This window comes from Fontibacillus forbon (assembly GCF_046559655.1).
Lineage (GTDB): Bacteria > Bacillota > Bacilli > Paenibacillales > Paenibacillaceae > Fontibacillus.
Window position 1 is genome coordinate 516565 of record NZ_JBKGFV010000002.1, and the last position, 19295, is coordinate 535859.

17 protein-coding genes are annotated in these 19295 nt (G+C 52.2%); 5 read left to right on the plus strand and 12 right to left on the minus strand.

All coding sequences use genetic code 11. From position 1 onward, the window contains the following. Window positions 1–26 precede the first annotated feature (26 nt). Window positions 27–1835 carry a response regulator gene (locus tag ACLB09_RS09275; RefSeq protein WP_410769531.1) on the minus strand — a complete coding sequence of 603 codons (1809 nt, stop codon included), beginning with the start codon at window positions 1833–1835 and terminating at the stop codon, window positions 27–29. Between the two features lie 196 nt (window positions 1836–2031). Here ACLB09_RS09275 and ACLB09_RS09280 point away from each other — a divergent pair, with 196 nt between their 5' ends. From ACLB09_RS09280 to ACLB09_RS09290, 3 genes are read left to right on the plus strand one after another with little or no spacing between them, the layout of a single operon-like run. Next, a complete protein-coding gene (locus tag ACLB09_RS09280; protein WP_410769532.1) occupies window positions 2032–2961 on the plus strand; it encodes an ABC transporter ATP-binding protein in 930 nt (309 codons plus the stop codon). Then, on the plus strand, window positions 2942–3877 hold the full coding sequence (locus ACLB09_RS09285; protein WP_410769534.1) for an ABC transporter permease: 936 nt from the start codon (window positions 2942–2944) through the stop codon (window positions 3875–3877). The genes ACLB09_RS09280 and ACLB09_RS09285 overlap by 20 nt, the downstream gene beginning before the upstream one ends. Window positions 3878–3919: 42 nt before the next feature. Next, window positions 3920–4627 carry a DUF4097 family beta strand repeat-containing protein gene (locus ACLB09_RS09290; RefSeq protein WP_410769535.1) on the plus strand — a complete coding sequence of 236 codons (708 nt, stop codon included), beginning with the start codon at window positions 3920–3922 and terminating at the stop codon, window positions 4625–4627. Window positions 4628–4776: 149 nt separating this feature from the next. Here the strand turns inward: ACLB09_RS09290 and ACLB09_RS09295 are convergent, their stop codons facing one another. The 11 genes from ACLB09_RS09295 to ACLB09_RS09345 form a co-directional block, all read right to left on the minus strand. Beyond that, entirely contained in the window at window positions 4777–5922 is a 1146-nt protein-coding gene (locus ACLB09_RS09295; RefSeq protein ID WP_410769537.1) for a homocitrate synthase/isopropylmalate synthase family protein, read from the minus strand. Then, the gene (locus ACLB09_RS09300; protein WP_410769538.1) at window positions 5919–6674 is read right to left on the minus strand and encodes a HesA/MoeB/ThiF family protein; all 756 of its coding nucleotides are present in this window, start codon (window positions 6672–6674) and stop codon (window positions 5919–5921) included. The genes ACLB09_RS09295 and ACLB09_RS09300 overlap by 4 nt, the downstream gene beginning before the upstream one ends. Window positions 6675–6751: 77 nt before the next feature. Beyond that, window positions 6752–7294 carry a DUF269 domain-containing protein gene (locus tag ACLB09_RS09305; RefSeq protein WP_410769539.1) on the minus strand — a complete coding sequence of 181 codons (543 nt, stop codon included), beginning with the start codon at window positions 7292–7294 and terminating at the stop codon, window positions 6752–6754. Then, on the minus strand, window positions 7272–7685 hold the full coding sequence (gene nifX, locus ACLB09_RS09310) for a nitrogen fixation protein NifX (RefSeq protein WP_410769540.1): 414 nt from the start codon (window positions 7683–7685) through the stop codon (window positions 7272–7274). Before nifX ends, ACLB09_RS09305 begins: the two co-directional genes overlap by 23 nt. Continuing rightward, entirely contained in the window at window positions 7663–8988 is a 1326-nt protein-coding gene (nifN, locus tag ACLB09_RS09315) for a nitrogenase iron-molybdenum cofactor biosynthesis protein NifN (RefSeq protein ID WP_410769541.1), read from the minus strand. Before nifN ends, nifX begins: the two co-directional genes overlap by 23 nt. Continuing rightward, on the minus strand, window positions 8978–10345 hold the full coding sequence (gene nifE, locus ACLB09_RS09320; protein WP_410769542.1) for a nitrogenase iron-molybdenum cofactor biosynthesis protein NifE: 1368 nt from the start codon (window positions 10343–10345) through the stop codon (window positions 8978–8980). The genes nifN and nifE overlap by 11 nt, the downstream gene beginning before the upstream one ends. A 47-nt stretch (window positions 10346–10392) precedes the next feature. Next, window positions 10393–11928: a nitrogenase molybdenum-iron protein subunit beta gene (nifK, locus tag ACLB09_RS09325; RefSeq protein WP_410769543.1), complete on the minus strand. Its 1536-nt coding sequence runs from the start codon at window positions 11926–11928 to the stop codon at window positions 10393–10395. Beyond that, a complete protein-coding gene (gene nifD / locus ACLB09_RS09330; RefSeq protein ID WP_410769544.1) occupies window positions 11925–13373 on the minus strand; it encodes a nitrogenase molybdenum-iron protein alpha chain in 1449 nt (482 codons plus the stop codon). Before nifD ends, nifK begins: the two co-directional genes overlap by 4 nt. A 59-nt stretch (window positions 13374–13432) precedes the next feature. Beyond that, complete coding sequence (gene nifH / locus ACLB09_RS09335; RefSeq protein WP_410769545.1) at window positions 13433–14305, minus strand: nitrogenase iron protein; 873 nt, start codon at window positions 14303–14305, stop codon at window positions 13433–13435. Continuing rightward, window positions 14302–15702: a nitrogenase cofactor biosynthesis protein NifB gene (nifB, locus tag ACLB09_RS09340; RefSeq protein ID WP_410769546.1), complete on the minus strand. Its 1401-nt coding sequence runs from the start codon at window positions 15700–15702 to the stop codon at window positions 14302–14304. Before nifB ends, nifH begins: the two co-directional genes overlap by 4 nt. A gap of 329 nt (window positions 15703–16031) precedes the next feature. Next, window positions 16032–17651 (minus strand): glycoside hydrolase family 5 protein, encoded by a 1620-nt coding sequence (locus tag ACLB09_RS09345; RefSeq protein WP_410769547.1) that lies wholly within the window; start codon window positions 17649–17651, stop codon window positions 16032–16034. 194 nt (window positions 17652–17845) lie between these two features. On the opposite strand from ACLB09_RS09345, the gene ACLB09_RS09350 reads away from it, so the two are divergent. Together ACLB09_RS09350 and ACLB09_RS09355 are read left to right on the plus strand one after the other, a co-directional pair. Then, window positions 17846–18427, plus strand: a complete 582-nt coding sequence (locus ACLB09_RS09350) for a PadR family transcriptional regulator (protein ID WP_410769548.1) — start codon at window positions 17846–17848, stop codon at window positions 18425–18427. After that, a complete protein-coding gene (locus ACLB09_RS09355; RefSeq protein WP_410769549.1) occupies window positions 18420–19208 on the plus strand; it encodes an EFR1 family ferrodoxin in 789 nt (262 codons plus the stop codon). The genes ACLB09_RS09350 and ACLB09_RS09355 overlap by 8 nt, the downstream gene beginning before the upstream one ends. Window positions 19209–19295: the final 87 nt, after the last annotated feature.

Here is a 19295-nt window from a genome sequence, read left to right on the forward strand (position 1 = left end):
CGACTTCGGAGATGAAGGATCCCGGGTTACCGGTTGCTTGAATTTACACACAGCTTTTCATTTTTGGCCTTTGCTATGGCCGCGTCCCGATCGCTCACTTGCAGTTTCAAATAAATCGATGAAATATAATTACGGATGGTGCCCTCGGATAAATGCAGTTTTTCGGAAATTGCTTTGTTTCTTTGTCCCTCCGTCAAGCACTGAAGAATGTCCAGTTCTCTCTCGGTTAAATCGTATGGATTAATCGCACTTTCCTCGGTTTGTTGAAAAAGCTGCTGTGCGACATGCGGCGAAATCATCGTCCCCCCGCTGTAAACAAGTCTTATCGTAGCCGCAAGTTCCTTCGGATGAATCGACTTCAACAGGTAGCCTTCCGCCCCCAGGCGCAGCGACTCTGCGGCATAATCGACTTCATCCAGCGTAGTCATCATAATTACCCGAACGTCCGGCCAGGCTTCCTTCACTTTCTTCGTCGCCTGGAGGCCGTCCATTTCAGGCATATGTATATCCATTAGAATGAGATCCGGCAACGCCCGCTCGCAGGATTCCACCGCCTGCTTCCCGTCTCCGGCAACGGTCACCTGCATATCCTTTTCTTCGCCAAGCAGCAATCTCAGGCTTTCCCGAACCAGCAGCTGATCATCTACGATTAGAACCTTGATTTGCTCGGTCCCCTCGTTACTCCGATTTGGAATCGTGCAGGTTACGAGCGTGCCCTGTTCCTTGTGTGAATGAACATAAAGATTTCCTTGTAACGCGGACAGACGATCACTCATCGCAGTGAGGCCAAAGCCGAATTGAATCTGCGAAGATCCTTCTCCGTTATCCTGAATCTGCAACATTAAATACGAAGCATCGTATTGAAGCGTTACCTCAATCCGGCTCGCTTGACCATGACGACTGGCATTGGTCATGGATTCCTGGAGGCAACGATATAGGACAAGCTTCGCCTGCTTCATCACGGGATAAGGGGTTCCCATCGTCCGAAAAAAAACCTGAACCCCCGTACTTGCCTTGAATTCCTCAAGCATATGCATCAAGGCCTGATCCAGCGGCAACGACTCCTCCAGCGGATCCATCCGGTGCACTTGACGACGAATATCGTCCAATCCGCTTCTGGCCAAGCTTAACAACCCGGCAAGCTTCTCTTCCCCCTCCCGGGATGAAATATGGGAATGCAACGTCTCCATGCCCAGAATCATTGAAGTATAACTATGCCCAATCGTGTCATGTAATTCCCTGGCCAAACGAAAACGTTCTTCCAGCAGCGTCATCCTCTCGATCTGGGATGAATACTGCTCCAAAATCGCGTATTGTTCTTTCACAATAAGAAGTTTGTTGCTGATGCGGTTTATGGCGGCTGCTCCTTTTTGCAGGGCATAACCGACTCCATAAAGCACGAGCGCGTCCGCGACGCTTTGTCCCCAGAAAGGTCGCTCTAGCGGGAGCGGGCTGCCGGGAGCCATGGCACTCATCACAAAAACGCCCACAGCAAGCGGTATGGCTGCTGCATGTGCTTTTCCCCGGCTGTAAAAACCCAGCAAAAGCAGAACAGGAAGGAATAAGCGAAGCAAACCAAACTGATAGGCTAATGCAACTGATATTCCCCCGGCTACTGCAAGTTCGGCCGCCAAATAAAACGGGTACCGGAAATGCACCAAGGCAAAAGGCAGCAAATGGCATACCAATAGTACGGGCAATATGAAACCAAGCGGAAAGTCAGGCTGATCTTGATACATAAATAATAAAACCGCAGTAACCCACAATCCGTGAATGCACAGCATAGTCCAATCTTGCCAGGACCATTTTTTATTCAATTGAAAAATTCCAAACATATATCTATTCCCCTGTCATGGTCGAATAAACCTATCTTCACGGTCCCGGAACTCCGCAGGGTGATGTCATAGCAAGTAGTGACAGTTTGTAACTGGTCAATATGACAGTCCGATCAGTAGGATGTACCCATGTAATGCGCGATTAACAATCAATTATAGCCGATTACATTCTGGAAAACAAAGGGAGTGTGTCAGAGTGCCAGTATTACAAATCGATCATCTTACCAAAAAAATCGGTAAAAAAACCATTGTTGACGATGTCAGTCTGAATCTGAACAAAGGGGAAATTCTCGGCTTGCTGGGTCCGAACGGGGCCGGAAAAACAACAACCATCCGCATGATCGTCGGACTGATGAGCAAGACGGCTGGAACAATCGTCATTAATGGAGTCGATCCGCAAAAGGATTATGAAAAAGCGATGAGCAACATCGGCGTCATTGTCGAGAACCCCGATTTATACAAGTATTTATCGGGATACGACAACCTGATCCATTTTTCAAGAATGAGTAAAGGGGTCTCGGATCAGCGACTCAAAGACATCATCGCTTTGGTCAGTCTGGAGCACAGTATTCATGAGAAGGTAAGTACTTACTCGCTGGGCATGCGTCAGCGCTTGGGCTTGGCTGTTGCCCTCGTACACGGCCCTTCCCTGCTCCTGCTGGATGAACCTACGAACGGTCTTGATCCGGCAGGGATTCGCGAACTGAGAGCGCATTTGATTCACTTGGCCCGTCATGAGGAAGTAGGCATAATGATATCCAGTCATCTCATGTCGGAAATGGAGCTGATGTGCGACCGGGTAGCCGTTCTGCAACAGGGTAAATTGATCGGCATCCGAGATTTGTCGGGGAAGAAGCAAGCAAGCGATCTTCAAGTGCAATTTGAAGTTGACCGGCCTGAACTGGCTGTCCAAATTCTTCAAACTTTAACGGTGGGTCAAGAAATCGGGAGAGACAACAATCACGTCATTCTGCGAATAGAAAAATCCAAGATACCGGAATTCACTCAAAAACTGATGGAGGCAGGTATCCAGGTCTATGGCGTCAATACGCTCAAGCCAACTTTAGAGGATACTTTTTTGGAGATGACAGAGGGGGGTAACAAAAATGATTCATCTAATTCGTAATGAAAATATGAAGATATACAAACGAACCCGTACATGGATACTAATAGGCATCGTCATGCTGTTCGTCATCCTTCAAATCATTAATCTGAAGTCTTCAGGAACTGCGATTGTGGAGGAAGACTGGCGCGGTCAATTGGAACAGGAAATCGCTTTTCTTAAACTTGATGTATCCAAACCCGACGCACTCCCCATTGAAATCAAACAGGCAGAGAAACGCATCCTCCTGAACCAATATCATCTGGATACGAATTTGCCTCCTTCAACAAACACTTGGAGCTTTGCTGTAGACCAGGCAGGGAATCTGATCGTCGCGATCTCTTTCATTGCCGTGATCATTGCCGGGGAGATCGTGTCCGCCGAGTTCATCAGCGGAACTATCAAGTTACTGCTGACCCGGTCGGCGAGCAGAACCAAAATTTACATTTCCAAATATATCGCCTCCATCCTTTTTGGACTGGCTCTGTTGTTGATCGGGGCGATCATCTCCGTTATTTTCGGAGGCGTTGTGCTCGGTTTTCAAGGCTTGGGCAGTTCGTACTTCTTTGTGCAAAACGGCTCCGTTGAACAAACGACCATTATTCAGGCCTTATTTCAATCTTATTTGCTGCATATCCCGTTTTTACTGCTGACCGTGACTTTAGCCTTTATGATATCCGCAGCCTTCAAAAGCTCAACCTTCTCCATCGTAATATCTTTGCTCGTAACCGTAGCGGGGTTTGTCATAGCCACCGCTATGAACGGCTGGGGTTGGACGAAATACTTCGTATTTTCGCATACGAATCTCACGCAATATTTTCTTGACGATCCTTCCGTACCGGGAATCACGTTAGGCTTTTCGGCCGTGTTTATTTTGCTCCATCTCTTGGTCATGCATCTGATCTCTTACCCTGCTTTTGTCAAGCGTGATGTGGTTTAGGTATAGCTTGGTCAAAAATAATCGATCCATCCGGAGGTAATTATGAAATATACTAAATATTTGTTTGTTATGATATTCACCGTCTTTCTGCTCTCTGCATGTCAATCCTCGACCGAAGCCGAGACCGAGAGCAAAGAGCTGAGTTTGAACGCGGCCACTCTGAAATCGCTGGTCGTCGACCATCGCAATGGCAGCATCGAAATCAGGGGAGATAAAAGTAGTGAAACCATTCAGGTTTCCGCCGAGATCAGCCATTCCGGGAATATTGATCCGGACAAACTTCAGTGGCAACTGGAAGAGCGCGATGGTGAGGCACATTTGAAGGCATTCCATAAAGGACAATTCTTAGTCAGCGGAAAAGGCTCGGTGAATTTAAAGGTGGTCATCCCCGAGGCGCTATCGGTTCAAGTCCGCTCGCATCAGGATGGGGCGATCGTTATTTCCGATCTTTTATCGGCCGTGAATCTCGAAAATGTAAACGGAAATATCGATATTAAAAATATTGGCGGCGACGTTCGTATCAACAATCGCGACGGGAACATAAATATACTCAATGCAGCGGCCGATCTGTATATCGATAACGTGAACGGGACAATCCTCGCGGAACAGATCGGCGGTTCGGCGATCATTGACGTGAGTGACGGCAAACTCGATATAGACGGTGTAGATGGCGATGTAACCGTCAAACGATCCAACCCTGCCGATGTCAAAGTCAGTAATGTAAAGGGAAGCATCAATCAAAAGAAGTAGTCCTACTGTTGCAAAAAGATATAACCCTCTGTTCCGGCATGCCTTAACTGCCCTGAACAGGGGGTTGTTCTGTGTCCGACTATGTTGTGCCGGACGCTGCCTTAACAGCGCCGACCCGCTCTCCGGAGATATGCCCCTATGCCCCTCAATCACGCTTGCCTCATTTCCTCGTTCAGCCCAAGTTCCCGCCATTCCAGCAGTTCCTCCGGCTCCACATTCCGTTTTTGTTCCCGGGCAAGACGGTGTACCCGGCGCAGCAGCTTTTCGGAGGTAAGGACATCGACGACGATCCCTTCCCTGGCCAGCACATGCCGGATCGCGCTTCTCCCCGAGTGGGTTCCAAGTACAATCCGGTGCTCCCGTCCCAGTTCAAGCGGATCAAAGCTTTGATAGCTTTCCCTGCACTTGGCCAACCCGTCGACATGGATGCCTGATTCATGGGAATAGACCATCGATCCCAGAATCGGCTTGGCCTCCGGCAGCCGGCGGCCGGCAGCCTGAGCCACGGTGTCACCCAGTGCTTGAAGGCCTTCAGGCTTCACGTCGCACTCTCCGCCGTAGAGATGGCGCCACGCCATCGCGACTTCCTCCAGCGGAGCGTTTCCGGCGCGCTCGCCCAGTCCCGTCACCGTCGTGCTAGCCCACGCGGCCCCCGCGCTTATGCCGCATAAGGTATTCGCCGTAGCCAGGCCGAAATCATTATGGCAGTGAACTTCCAGCTCGATATCTTGCGGAATTTCTCCTATCAGCGAAGATATCCCGTCGCTCATGCTTGCCGGATGATGCAAAGAGACCGTGTCCGCATACCGGAACCGGACAACTCCGAATTCCCTGTAGATCCGGTTTATCAGCCCTACCATAAAAACGGGATCTCCCCGGGAAGCATCCTCCATCCCGACCGACATCGTCATATTCCGGTTCATGCCGTATTCAACGGCTTGCAGTACCCGAAGCAAGGCCTGCTCCTTAGACCATCCCAGCTTGAACTGAAGCAGGATGGCGGACACCGGGATGGAAATATGGCACCAGGCGACCCCGGTTTCCCGCGCCTTATCGATGTCGCCGGGCAGGGCACGGTTCCAGGTCATCAATTCGATAGGGTGCCCGGACTCAGCCATGGCCGAAATATGCCGCTGCTCCTCTATCCCCATGGCGGGGATACCCACCTCGGCCTGATTCACGCCGCATTTCGCCAATTGCGAGAGGATGCTCAATTTTTCCTGAAGCGTAAATGACACGCCGGCGGATTGTTCGCCATCGCGCAGCGTCGTATCGCAAATCGACAGCTTTTTCACGTCTCCCTCTCCTTTCCGCAGCAAGCGCAACCGGGTCTTCGTTTCAAATTGAATCGAAAGCTCTGCATGTTCAGCGTATTCATCCGATGCATCACACCGAGGCTCGGCTTATCGATGCCGGTAATCCATTTTATCGCTTCCATGGCGGCCAGGCAGCCGGCGATTCCGGAAGTGGCCCCCAATACGGGAAAACCGAATGGTTCCCATTCCGGGGAATCATTCGGGTAAATGCAAGCCAGGCACGGCGTTTCCCCGGGCACGATCGTCGTCAGCGACAATTCAAACCCGTACATCGCCGCCTCCACCATCGGCTTGCCGCAGTCGACGCACAATCGGTTCAATTCGTAACGCTCCGGAAAATCATACCGGGCATCGATCACGATATCCGCCGCCTCCACCCACGGTTTGGCTGCTCCGTATTCGATCTTCATGGGGTAACCTTCCATCACCACATCCGGATTGATCCGCCGGAGCTGCTCCATCGCCGTTTCCATCCGCGGTTCGCCGATCCGGGAGCTATCCATTAAAATTTGCCGGTTCAGATCTGGGAGCTGAATGACGCCTTCATGTGCCAAAATCAGTCTCCCGACGCCGGCGGCGGCCAAGTAAACGGCCGCCGTCCCTCCGAGCCCGCCGATCCCGGCGATCATCACCGTCGCTTGCCTGAGTTTACGCTGGCCGTCTTCTCCCAACAGCCCGAGCTGCCGGGCAAACCGCTCATTTTCGGCACGGTTTATTATCTCTCCAATCATGGCGATGTCCCCCTCTTCGGCACTCTTCCCTCTTATAGAGGTTGTTCCAAAAAAGCCGGCATATTGAACATGCATGTTCAGGAAAAGGGAGTCAGTTGCATAAATCTTTCCCGGTTTTGCAATCCTTCGCGAATGCAAGAAACTCCGTATACCAACGCCTTCTCAGCTTCTGCGAACGGAAAAGGAACTCCGCCGCGAAAGCTGTCCGCTACCAAAACCGTTCGTCCGGAATACACGAGCGCGCGGCCGAACCCTTCATCATTCACTTCGATCATGCTCTGGATGACGTTGCCGCTCAACTGTTCAAGGGCGGCTGCGACGGCCTGAAAAAATAAAGGAACCTGCGTTTTCACGACCGGCGACACACGGCAGTCCGCGGCAATCTTTCTTTTCTGTTCCTGCGTACAGAGATACAACTGCTTCATTCTTTGTTCCCGGGTGCAATTCTCATACTTTCCCCATGGATCCAATAATTGAAGACAGCGGTCCAGGCTCGACATGAAGATTTCCCCTAACCGTTCCTCATCCCATTTTCCGGAACCTGCGTGTCCATCCTCCGTTGTATTTAAATCCGGCTCCACCGAAGCGTGCTCCAGCCTAAAGGCTTGTTCCGCCATCATGTTCCCCTCCTTGATCGCCGATTTCCTCTTCGCTCAAAATTTTGGCCAGCCATAACGGCGGCTTCCCCCGCAGCATCTCCTGCAATCGCTTGAGCTGCCCCTCGATACTGCTGCCCATCGGCACCTTGACGGGCATGATTTTTCTCCGGGTGATTCGGGCTGCCGCCGAAGCGCCGATCTGCATCAGAAACACCAGCGCGCAATCTTCTACCGCTGCGATTCGCGCTTCGATCCTCCCGTGCTCATCCTCCCCGCGATCGCCCGACACCCGGCGTATTTCCAGTAGCTCGGTTCCGCCTTCTTTACTAATCTTGTAGATCGCAAACTGCAAACTTTGGCCAAAATGGGCGTTCACCGTCAAGCCGTCATCACTGGCAAAAGCGATCTTCATGCCGCGTTTCCTCCCTTCGAATCAGCATATTGCCCGCCCGGTTAATGAGGTCCATCGCTCCCCTGTATCCAACGCTAACGCTCATATACGCCCCCAATTCGTCGCTGACCGGAAACCCGGCAGCCATAAAAGAAGCGTGAATCCGGGCCGCGCCTTTCCTTCCGTGGCAGTTGCTGATCCACAGGTCGGCCCCTTTGCCCAAGGTTTCGGCATCGTCCAGATCGCCGACCCATACTTCCTGTTCCACTTCCTTCAGCAGGGGAGTCTCACAGGGGGTGACCAGCCCTTTGATCATTACGCCCATCTCCTTGAGCCAGCCAGCCATGGACAGAACGTGGTCCGGTTCTAATGCCACAACAGCTGAAGACCCCGCATAATGAAAATGAGCGTCAAGCATGCTGTCGAGCAGATTTTCACGCTGCCACCTGTACCGCAGCGGGACCGAAACCCCGCTTAATTGCTGCAAGAAAGCAAGCAGTTTATCGGTGGCACTGAGCCCATGAATGCCGGTGAACACTTGATAAGGAATACGGGCCGCGTTCTGCAGTCTTCTTGCCGGACGCTCCATGCTCGCCCCTATGGCAATCGTATAACTGGAGCGGAGCATTTGCTTCAAATCATCCAGCGGGGTGCCGCCCCGGCTGAGCGGGGAAAATCCGGTCAGCAAATGTCCGGAGAGCGAGGTGGACAAATCGGGAATCGTAATGACTTCGAATCCGAAGTCGCTGATGATTTCCTTCAGTTCCATCACATCGCCCGGGGTCAGGCAAGATCCCGGGAGCAGGGTGATCTGCCCCGCAGCCGGTTTGCCGGGAGCCCGGCCGCCTTGGCTTTGTATGACCGCATCCACCATTCCCTCCACCACCGCGCCGTATCCCGACTCCAGCGAACCGCCAAAATCGGGCAGTGTGACCGGAATAATCAGGCAACCCCTGGAAGCTTGTTCGCGGGTATACTTTTTGATAAAAGCCGAATAGTCCGTGCCGGATACATCCGTAAGCTCCGTTCCGATGACAATGATCAAATCGGGGCGGTGTTTGGCGATAACGGTATTCAGAGCTTCCTCCAGATTGCGGTCGGCATCAAATATAACATCCATTTCCTGCAACGCCGACGTCTGAACGGCAATCGTATCGCGAAAATGCCGCGTAAGCAGCGATTTCGAAAAAGCCGCACAACCTTGCGCCCCATGCAGTAAAGCGATCGCCCGGTAACAGCCTTGCACCGCCAGCACGCCTCCCAGCGACGGACCGACGGACAACGGGTTTACCGAGACCGGTTTGGCCATACGTTTAACGGTCATATGCTTTTCCCGCCTCCTCCCACGGTGCCGGACGTTCAGCCAGTTCCCAAACCGGATGCTGCAGGGTATAGTGGATTTGCTCGGCCAGCCTTAGCAGCCCATCGTAGCCCGCATAAGCCGTATGCCGCTCCTGGTTAATATCAATGAACGGAATCCGCTCCTTCATCGCGACATACATGTTCCGGCCTCCAGCAATCATCAGATCCGCTTTCCGCTCCTTGACAGCTTTCAATATCCGCTTTGCGCCGCCTTCGGGGATATACTCGGCGTCCTCTCCGATCCGATCCACGATCCGGCTCACGTCTTCGGCCGTGCTTTTATTCGTTCCGACGCCGACGACCCGGATGCCGAGCTCGTTTAATGCGGAAATAACGGACCAGCTTTTTACGCCGCCCGTATACAGAATTGCTTTCTTTCCTTTAAAAAGCTTGCGATACGGCTTCAATGCCGCCGCTACCCTCGCTTCCTCCCGTTCGATCAGGCGGTCTACCTTGAACTCCGTATTCCGGTCGTTCAGCAAGTACGCCATTTGGCGCAAGGAATAACTGGTTTCCTTTGCGCCATAGAAAGAGCCTTCAAAGTATGGAATCCGGTAGGTTTGTTCCATTCGTTTCGCAAGGCCGAGCAAAGCCCGGCTGCAGACAACCATATTGACCTTGGCCCGGTGCGCCCAGCCGATTTCCTTGAACCGGCCGTCCCCGGTAATTCGGGAACTGACCGTAATTCCGGCCCGGTTCATCAATTTTTCGATCTCCCACATCTCGCCGGCGATGTTATACTCGCCAAGCAGATTCACGTCCGATCCCCTCGCGGTATCGTCCGGCTCGTTGCGGCCGATCACGTACTGCATTAACGCCTCGCCCGCAAGCCGGTTGCCAAGGTTTTTACTGCCGACAAATCCCGGACTTGTCACGGGAATGACCGGAAATCCGAGCCGGGCCGACGCTTCTCCGCAAACGGCATCGAGATCTTCGCCGATCAGGGCGGTAACGCATGTCGCATAGACGAAGATGGCGGGCGGAGCGAACCGCTCCGCGATATAATCGATGCTATCCCTCAGTTTTTTTTCCGCGCCGAATATAATGTCCCGCTCCCCCAGCGCCGTCCCGAAACCGTACTCCGACAACCGGGGTCCGCTGGACAAGCTTCCCCGGCTCTCCCAGCTGTTCCCGATGCAGGCTGCCGGTCCATGGACCAGATGCGCGGCATCGGCAATCGGGAGCAAAGTAATTTGCGCTCCGTCGAACGCGCATCCCCCGGCGGCTTCTCCCGGTTTCGGGCGCGGACAAGCTTTGGATTTCGGCTCCAGGTTCAAACAATCCGTATCGTGCACAGGTACTTTCGAGGTCGCCTCCATCCTTCCCACTCCCCTGTTTCCAAGTTGACGTAGCTTGCCTAAAGGATTTATCTCACCAGATCAAAGCCGTATTCCGGCGCTTGATCGTCCAATTGCTGAAGTACCGTATTTACGATCAAACTCAATACGTTAAGCGTGCCTTCATAGCCGATAATCGGATAGCGGTGCATATGATGCCGGTCGAAGATCGGAAAGCCGAGACGCACCAGCGGGATGTTTGCGTCCTTGGCCGCATATTTCAGATGCGAGCTTCCGATCGCCAGATCCACCGGATCGCTGATCAGCAGGGATCTCATATGCCATAGATCCCGGCCGATATGAACTTGCCCCTCCTCCCCGTACGGACTGGATGCCAGCAGTCCTTCCGCTTCCTGCTGGAATTCCTTATCCCCGTTGGTGCAGACGATGTGTACCGGTTCCATGCCCGTCTCCAGGCAGAACCCGATGAGCCCGAGCAGCAAATCGGGATCTCCGGCCATAGCCACCCGCTTTCCGTGCAGATAATTGTGCGAATCCGTTAAAGCATCGACGATCTTCCCCCGCTCCTCCGTCAGTTCCTTCGGCACATCGAGGCCGGTGATTTCGGAGATCGCCGCCAGCAACCGGTCCGTAGCGCGGATTCCGATCGGCGTCGGCATGGCGATGACTTGCTGGCTCCAACCGCTTTGAATATATTCCAGCGTTTTCTTCACCGCATATTTTTGCAGCGATATCGTACCCAAGGCACTTGCCGCTTTAGGCACGTCGGACAGTTTCGTTCCGCCATAATAGTAGCTGTATTCCCCCGCCGCCGGCGAATCGAAATTGCCGCTGTGATCGCCAAGGAACGTATACCCGCTTCCAAAGAGACTCAAGATTCGCTTTAACTCGGCGAAGTTGCCCGTATACGGCTCGAAGCCAAGGATCAGATTCAGTTTGGCGAAATCGGCTTTGGAGCTCGCTGCCCCTTCTCCGCCCCGCTCATACAAATAACTTAGAATCGATTTGAGCATCGCATCGTAACCGGTGATATGCGAGCCCACGAAACTTGGCGTATTCGCATAAGGAACGGGGACGTCTTTGCCGATCGCGCCTTCCTGGCGCGCCGTCTCGATAAAAGCGTTCAAATCGTCGCCGATGACTTCGGCCATGCACGTCGTGGAAACGGCGACCATCTCGGGCTTATACAAGGCCACGCTGTTTTCCAGGCCTTCGATCAAATTTCTCATGCCGCCGAATACCGCCCCATCCTCCGTCATGGAGGAGGAGACCGCCGGTACCGGCTCTTTGAAATGCCGGGATAAATGGCTGCGGAAGTAAGCCGTGCAGCCTTGGGATCCGTGCAGGAAAGGCAATGTCTTTTCAAACCCGAGCGCGGCCATCACGGAACCGAGCGGTTGGCACGCCTTGGCGGGATTCACGACCAGCGAGTTTCTCGCGAAGTTCTTCTCCTTATATGCCTCGGATTTTGAATAAGCGGTAGCTTCCTCCAACTCTGCCGCCGTGCAAGGCGCCTCGAAGGCTTTTTTGCGCTCAAGCAGCTCCTGATACTCTTCTCTCAGAAACAAATCATTGAAATCGGCTATCTCCGGTTTTACGCTCATACGCTCACCGCCTTTCTTTGCGGGTCTTCCAGCAGATTCCACACCGGACTGTTTACGGTCATATCCATGTCTCTCGCAAAAACTTTGAATCCGTCAAACCCGTGATACGGTCCGCTATAATCCCAGGAATGCATCTGACGGAACGGAATGCCCATTTTGTGATAAACATATTTCTCTTTGACCCCGGCCCCCATCAGATCGATGTCCAGCTTCTGAGCCAGCTCCTCCAATTCATAAGCGGAAGGATCATCATAAATGATCGTGCCTTCCTTCAGATCGGGAAAAGTACGCGTATAATCGTCCTTGTGGCCGAATTCATAACCTGCAGCCACGATCTCCATGCCAAGATCCTCGTAGGCGCCAATCGTATGGCGAGGGCGAAGCCCTCCGATCAGCAGCATCACTTTCTTGCCTTCCAGACGCGGACGGTATTTGCCGATGATGGCATCCATCTGAATCTGGTATTTTGCGATCATTTTCTCGCAATTGTTACGGATATGATCGTCAAAACGGTCCGCAATCGCCCGCAAACTCTCGATCGTTTTGGTCGGTCCGAAGAAATTGTATTCCATCCAAGGAACCCCGTACTCCCGCTCCATCGTCGTGCACATGTAGTTCATCGACCGGAAGCAATGAATCAGATTCAGCTTGGATTTATGGGCGATCGCCAGCTCGTTGATCGAGCCGTCGCCGGACCATTGGGCAATGACCCGCAGCCCCATCTCTTCCAGCAAAATCCGGGACGCCCAGGCGTCCCCGCCGATATTGTAATCTCCGATAATGCTGACATCATAAGGTCCGCATTCCTCAAGCTCGCGGCGGCCCATCAGGAAATCGCGGATCGCATCATTCGCGATATGATGGCCGAGCGACTGGCTCACCCCGCGGAAGCCTTCGCAGCGGACGGGTATGATCGGGATGCCGATTTCCGCGGACATTTTTTTCGCTACAGCCTCAATATCGTCGCCGATCAGCCCGACCGGGCATTCCGTCTGGATGGAGATCCCTTTCGCCAGCGGGAACAGCTCTTTAATCTCCCGGCAGATTTCCTCCAGCTTTTTATCCCCGCCGAAGACGATGTCCTTCTCCTGAAAATCGCTCGTAATTTGCATCGCCGTAAAATTGTCGATTCCAAGCGTCCCTGTGGCATAATTCCGACGGGTCCCCCAGCTGTATTGTCCGCAACCGACCGGTCCGTGACTGATATGAATCATATCTTTGATCGGCCCCCATACGACCCCTTTGGAACCTGCATAAGCGCAGCCACGGACCGTCATGACCCCCGGACGGGATTTCATATTGGATTTAATGGAACATTTCCCGCAGTTGATCAGATTCTCATCATTGATTTCATAATGCTTGCTTCGGTCTTTCCTGGCCTTATCGGGATACACTTCCAGCATTTCATCGATCAGGTTTTGCTTGCTGCCGAGGTCCGTACTCATGGTTTCCCCTCCTCCTTGCGATCACTATTGGTTTCGATCCGACCTGTTGCCTCCTGCGACTAGACCGCCTTTTGCTGACTTTGAGTCGCTTTGATATGCGCCTCTTCATCCTCAATTACGCCGAAGTTAATGAGCAGGTCCTCCAGTTCCTCCATGGAGATCGGCGTCGGGATCGTCAGCATATCGTTATGCAAAATTTTGTTTGCCAACATTTCGTATTCCTTGGCTTGTGCATGTTCCGGAGAATATTGGGCCACCGTCATTCTACGCAGCTCGGCATGCTGCACGACGTTGTTTCGCGGCAAGAAATGAATCATTTGCGTGTTCAGCCGCCGGGCAAGCTCGGTGATCAGTTCATCTTCCCGGTCGGTGTTCCGGCTGTTACAGATCAGACCTCCTAACCGCACTCCGCCGCTGTTCGCATATTTCAAAATCCCGCGGGCGATGTTATTCGCTGCGTACATAGCCATCATTTCACCGGAGCAAACGATGTAGATTTCCTGCGCCTTGTTCTCGCGGATCGGCATCGCAAACCCGCCGCATACGACGTCGCCAAGCACGTCATAGGAAACGAAATCCAGCCCGTCATACGCTCCTTGTTCTTCCAGGAAATTGATCGCCGTGATGATGCCCCTTCCTGCGCAACCAACGCCAGGCTCAGGCCCGCCGCATTCCACGCAAGAAATATCTCCGAACCCTTGTTGGACAACGTCTTCCAATTCCAAATCTTCCACGGTTCCCCGTTCCGCAGCCAGATGAAGCACCGTTTGCTGAGCTTTCGTGTTCAGAATCAACCGGGTCGAATCCGCCTTCGGATCACAGCCGACAATCATCGTCTTCTGGCCAAACTTCGTGGCAAGCTGGGCTAACGTGTTTTGCGAAGTCGTCGATTTTCCGATTCCGCCCTTTCCGTAAAAAGCGATTTGTCTCATGTTACATCATCCTTTCGAATTAAATGATTTTGAAAATAATGGTTATATCTGGAACTCTCGAGAATGAGATTTTCCGCGTCTCCTTTGCGAACAATCGGTACAATCCCGGCTCTTTGCAGCTGTTTGCGCGGATGGTCGCCGATCCCGGAACAGAGCAGAATCTGGCAGTCCCCCAGAATGGAGCATATTTCGCGCAGCGTAGCATCTTTATCGCCGTTACACTCCGCACGGCCGTGGCAGTAGGATTGGATTTTCCGAACTCCGAGCAACTTCACTGTAAAACCGTCGCTTTCGTAAATCAAGAACTCCTGGGCATGACCGAAATGCAGGTTCACTTTCCCCGAGCCTCTGGTCGCGACCGCAACCCTCGTTATAAACCGGGGGACTTCGGAAGATTCCGAAGCGATGATCTCGTGCTGCGGATCCCTTCGCCTGTGCAGCCGCTGCCTGATTTTTTCATCCAGACTGGCTTGAAGTTGTTCCCTGGCTTCCAAATTCAGGGGCGGCGCCTGTTCAATGCTCTCCCAAGTAAAATCCGCGCTACGGTCCTGGCCAAGGAGCCCGATGGCGTCGGCGCGACATTGGCGGCAGTGCCGCATGATCTTCATGCCTTCCTTGCCACAAATCTCCTGCAGGGCATGAAGCTCCTTCGGCCGGGGTGCCCGCTGTCCCTCTTGCTCGTATTGACTGCCCGGCGCGACGATGAGCGGCGTTACATTGTGAAGGGCCGCTCCAAGCGACTTCACGGTTTTGGACACCTCCGGCAGATGACCCTCGTTGACTCCCGGTATCAGTACGGAATTGACTTTGCATAGTACCCCCCGCTCGCTTAAGGCTTTCAGGCCGGCCAATTGACGCGAAATGAGCAGTTCGGCGGCCTCTTTTCCTTCATACCGGACGCCGTTATCGTACACCCAGGCATAAATCCGGCTGCCGATCTCGGGATCGATTGCATTGATCGTAATTGTCACGTGCCGGATCTCCAGTTCCTCAATGACGTCCAAATGCTCAAGCAGCGTCAGTCCATTGGTACTAAGGCAGAGGTTCACGTCAGGTACGCCGGACCTGACCTTCCGGAACGTTTCAAAAGTCCGGTCCGCATTGGCGAGAGGATCGCCGGGTCCGGCAATTCCCACGACGGACAACTGCATAAGTTGGGCGGCAACTCCCTTCACCTTCTTGTCGGCCTGATCCGGCGTGAGCACTTCGCTAACGACCCCTGGACGGCTTTCATTGACGCAATCGAATTTGCGGTTGCAGTACCGGCATTGAATGTTGCAAGCCGGGGCTACGGGAAGATGCATCCGGGCGAAATATCGGTGAGCTTCTTCGTTGTAGCAAGGGTGGCGGCTAATCTCTTCCATTAAGGCAGAACCGCTGCATCTTCCAGACTCCATTCTCCGTTTCCTCCCCTCTCCAGTTCCAGTCCCTTCGTTTTAAATGTCAGGTTTTACTTGCTGTAATCTCGATAAATTACTTTTATTTACATTCATCATATTTACATCCGAGCAATGCGTCAATTAACTTAACATTAAGTTTGCTCGTTTTCAGGGTGAGTTTGCTATTTCGTCAATTTACATGTTATATATGTTTACATTTATATAACATGTAAACGATTACCAATGACTTCACATCTTCTCTTGTCCTTCAAAGACCGATCCTTCATTGCAAAATCACGCAAAAAAAGTCCGGCAACTTTGCCGGACTCGAAACATAAATACCGCTATTAATATAAACTTACCGTGTGCAGTTCGATTCTGCCGCTATGCACTTTCACCGTAACAACTGTCTCCTTAGCACGGACAAGCGATGCTTGAATTGTCGCTGATCCTTCTTCATTCCTCGCCAATGCAGTTCGCGCCAGCTCTACCCCGTCCTGCAATAGACTCACTACCGCTTCTTCCCGGCAGACCAGCTCAAGCTCCACCGTATGGCCTTCTTCCGCTAAGCTGAAAGTGTAGCCCGCAAACTCATCCGAGGTCAATTCCAGTGCAAGCCAGTTCCAACCGCTATCAAAGCCGAATCTTCTGTTTTGCGGCTCACGGGTAATCGGAACAATGCCCATTTCGGTCTTAGCCCGGTACTTGTAAATATTCCCCTCCGAACGAAGGCCGCTGAACGATATCCCTTTGCCCGGCAGCTCATCAAAATCGGTTCCCCGGACGCGGCATCCCGGCTGACGAAAAGCCGATGCCGTGACAAGGGGGTGAGGAGTGCAGTTTTCCACTTTGATATTGTCCAGGTACTCGTTCAGAATCCCCTGTATCACTTCATAACCGGGACGCGGTCCTCCCTCGATATACGACAGTAATTTCTCCCAGCCCTCCGGCTTGTTCACGGCGAAAGGAGAATTATCCCTCTCCATCTTTTTCCACGGCCACAGGTTATAACCGATCCCAAGCGACACGGCTAGCGGATACATGGCGGCAAACCACTCTAGATCGTTTTCTCCGGTTTCCCCCAGCCATACTGGCTGATCCAGACGCTCGGAGAGTTCCAAATATTCGTCATATGCCTCTTTACCGGGCATACAGGCATAACGATGGAAATGAATGACCATATTGGGATCGTATCTTTTATAAAATACCGCCGTGTTCGTGGACCAGTGATGTCCTTCCACGGACAGCATGTGCCGGGAATCGATCTCCCGGATCGCGGAAATGACTTCGTCATAGAACGCCGCCAGCCGCTCCACGAGGAAAAACTCATGCTTCCCTTCCATCAACCCGGGGCACAGCGGCTCGTTCAGCAGATCGTAACCGCCGACGATCCAGCGGTCTCGGTAACGGCGGGCCAATTCCTTCCACAGCTCAATCCCTTTATGCCAGCTATCCTCGTCGGTGAATAAGCGGGGAAAGTCATCCACCGAATCGTCAATATTGGCTCCGGTTTGCCCCCCGGGTGCGCCGTGCAAATCAAGAAAAGCATAAAGCCCGAACTCCTCGCACCAGTCCAGACAACGGTCGATCAGTTCAAATCCGTCCTCTTTCCAGTATATCCCCGGCTCATCTTCCATCAATACCCGCCAGCCGATCGGGATACGCAATGAGTTGTATCCCTGCTCAGCCATAAGCCGAATGTCTTCCCGGGTGACATAATTTGCGCGGAAACGCTTCCAAAAACTCTCGGCATAATGACTGCCTGCCAGTTCCCGGATCACCGCCTCTATCCGCCGCGGGCGATCGAATCGACTGTTATGGGACAGCCACATATATCCTTCGCATAACAGCCAGTTGCCGAGGCCCCAGCCTGTGAGGATAATTTCCTCGCCGTCTTCGTTTACGACCTTGTTTCCCTCCGCGCGCAAAAAACCTTTGACCAGCGAACGGCTCGTTTTTTCAAACATTTCGCGTCCCTCCTGCTCCTGCTGCTGTCGAATTTGTCGCCATCATTATAGCATCCGCCTGTGATCGGAAAGGGTATTCCCGACATTTCGGCCCCAAATCCGAAAAATCGGGACATTTGTCATTGTTGACGATTTCCTTTTTCTGCCTTATTATATATATCTAAAAGATATATATTTTGATCGGAGATCCTGCCATGGCTGCAAATAAAAATAAGACCTCCTATGTCATCCTGGGCCTGCTTAACGAAGAGAATTTGTCGGGCTATGAAATCAAAAAGATCGTGGATATGCGGTTATCGTTTTTCTGGAATGAAAGTTTCGGCCAGATTTATCCGGAGCTAAAACGGCTTGCCTCCGCAGGACTGATCGCAGTTTTGGAGGAACCGAAGGGGGAAAACGGCAAGCAGAGCAAGAAATACGAAATTACGGAGCAGGGTAAGGCGGAATTGCAGGAATGGCTTAAAGCCCCGGTAGAAAAAGAACTTATCCGCTTCGAAATTTTGCTGAAACTTTATTTTTCCAACGCGTCCTCCTCCAAGATCATGTTGGAACATATCAAACAATTTCAGATCAATCACCAGCGGCAACAGCTGCTGTTCGATCAATTTGAAGCCCAGCTTAAGCAGGATATCGACGTACACAGCAATCACAGGCAAATTCTCATGGTTTTGTCTTTCGGGCAAAAATTGTGGAATTCGTATGCCGAGTGGTGTGAAGAAAGTATCAAGCTATTGGAAAATGCCGTCGCCGGACAGGAGGATGACGTCCTTGATTAAAGAGGTGGATTTTTACTATTTTTCGGGTACGGGAAATACGGAGGCAATCGTTAAACATGCCGTCAACATCCTGGAGCAGCACGGTCATCAAGTGACGTTAAGGCAGATTGAACACGGCTACATACCGAACGAATCGGTTCATGAATTATGGCTCGCCTTTCCCGTCAATTCGCAAGCGGTATCCCCGTTTATCTGGAAATTTTTCAATTCATTGCCCCACAGCCACGGAACTATCGTCCATGCGATCGTTACGCTGAACAATTCCGCCTATTTGTTGGAACCACTTCATGCCTTGCTAACAGACAAAGGGTATGTTCCCGCCTCCGCATGCGAAATAAGTATGCCTAACAATATGAGCGATCAGAAATATGACGCTGAACAGGACCGGCACACCCTTACGGCGGCTTTTGAGAAGGCGGACCAATTTATCCGCAATACGATGAGTGGCGAATTCAAATGGAAATCACAGTATAAAGGTTCCAAATTCGTGTCTTTTCTGTCCAGGCGGACAAGTCTGCCATGGATGTCCATGAGAATGATGATGAAGCTGCATACCGATCCGGCAAAATGCATGGGCTGCGGGTTGTGCGCAAAGCAATGTCCGGTAGGCAACATTACCATGATACATCAGTTTCCACAGCATGAACGCCATTGCAATTTCTGCATGAAATGCGCGGCTTATTGTCCCAAACAAGCGATAAATATAGCGCGCAGAGAGAATATCGTTTTCCGCCATGCGGTCATGGAACGAAAAATGATAAAACCTACGATTCCACAATAGAATGGAGATACCCATGGGACTGTCCTTGAAAGGAATTCTGATTCCCCTGCTAGTGTTGCTGCCGAACCTTCTTTTTGCGTTCATAGG

Coding starts and splice junctions, on each gene's coding strand:
- ACLB09_RS09275 (WP_410769531.1), bottom strand. CDS start 1,835: ATGTTTGGAATTTTTCAATTGAATAAAAAATGGTCCTGGCAAGATTGG.
- ACLB09_RS09285 (WP_410769534.1), top strand. CDS start 2,942: ATGATTCATCTAATTCGTAATGAAAATATGAAGATATACAAACGAACC.
- ACLB09_RS09290 (WP_410769535.1), top strand. CDS start 3,920: ATGAAATATACTAAATATTTGTTTGTTATGATATTCACCGTCTTTCTG.
- ACLB09_RS09300 (WP_410769538.1), bottom strand. CDS start 6,674: ATGATTGGAGAGATAATAAACCGTGCCGAAAATGAGCGGTTTGCCCGG.
- ACLB09_RS09305 (WP_410769539.1), bottom strand. CDS start 7,294: ATGATGGCGGAACAAGCCTTTAGGCTGGAGCACGCTTCGGTGGAGCCG.
- nifX (WP_410769540.1), bottom strand. CDS start 7,685: ATGAAGATCGCTTTTGCCAGTGATGACGGCTTGACGGTGAACGCCCAT.
- nifN (WP_410769541.1), bottom strand. CDS start 8,988: ATGACCGTTAAACGTATGGCCAAACCGGTCTCGGTAAACCCGTTGTCC.
- nifE (WP_410769542.1), bottom strand. CDS start 10,345: ATGGAGGCGACCTCGAAAGTACCTGTGCACGATACGGATTGTTTGAAC.
- nifK (WP_410769543.1), bottom strand. CDS start 11,928: ATGAGCGTAAAACCGGAGATAGCCGATTTCAATGATTTGTTTCTGAGA.
- nifD (WP_410769544.1), bottom strand. CDS start 13,373: ATGAGTACGGACCTCGGCAGCAAGCAAAACCTGATCGATGAAATGCTG.
- nifH (WP_410769545.1), bottom strand. CDS start 14,305: ATGAGACAAATCGCTTTTTACGGAAAGGGCGGAATCGGAAAATCGACG.
- nifB (WP_410769546.1), bottom strand. CDS start 15,702: ATGGAGTCTGGAAGATGCAGCGGTTCTGCCTTAATGGAAGAGATTAGC.
- ACLB09_RS09345 (WP_410769547.1), bottom strand. CDS start 17,651: ATGTTTGAAAAAACGAGCCGTTCGCTGGTCAAAGGTTTTTTGCGCGCG.
- ACLB09_RS09350 (WP_410769548.1), top strand. CDS start 17,846: ATGGCTGCAAATAAAAATAAGACCTCCTATGTCATCCTGGGCCTGCTT.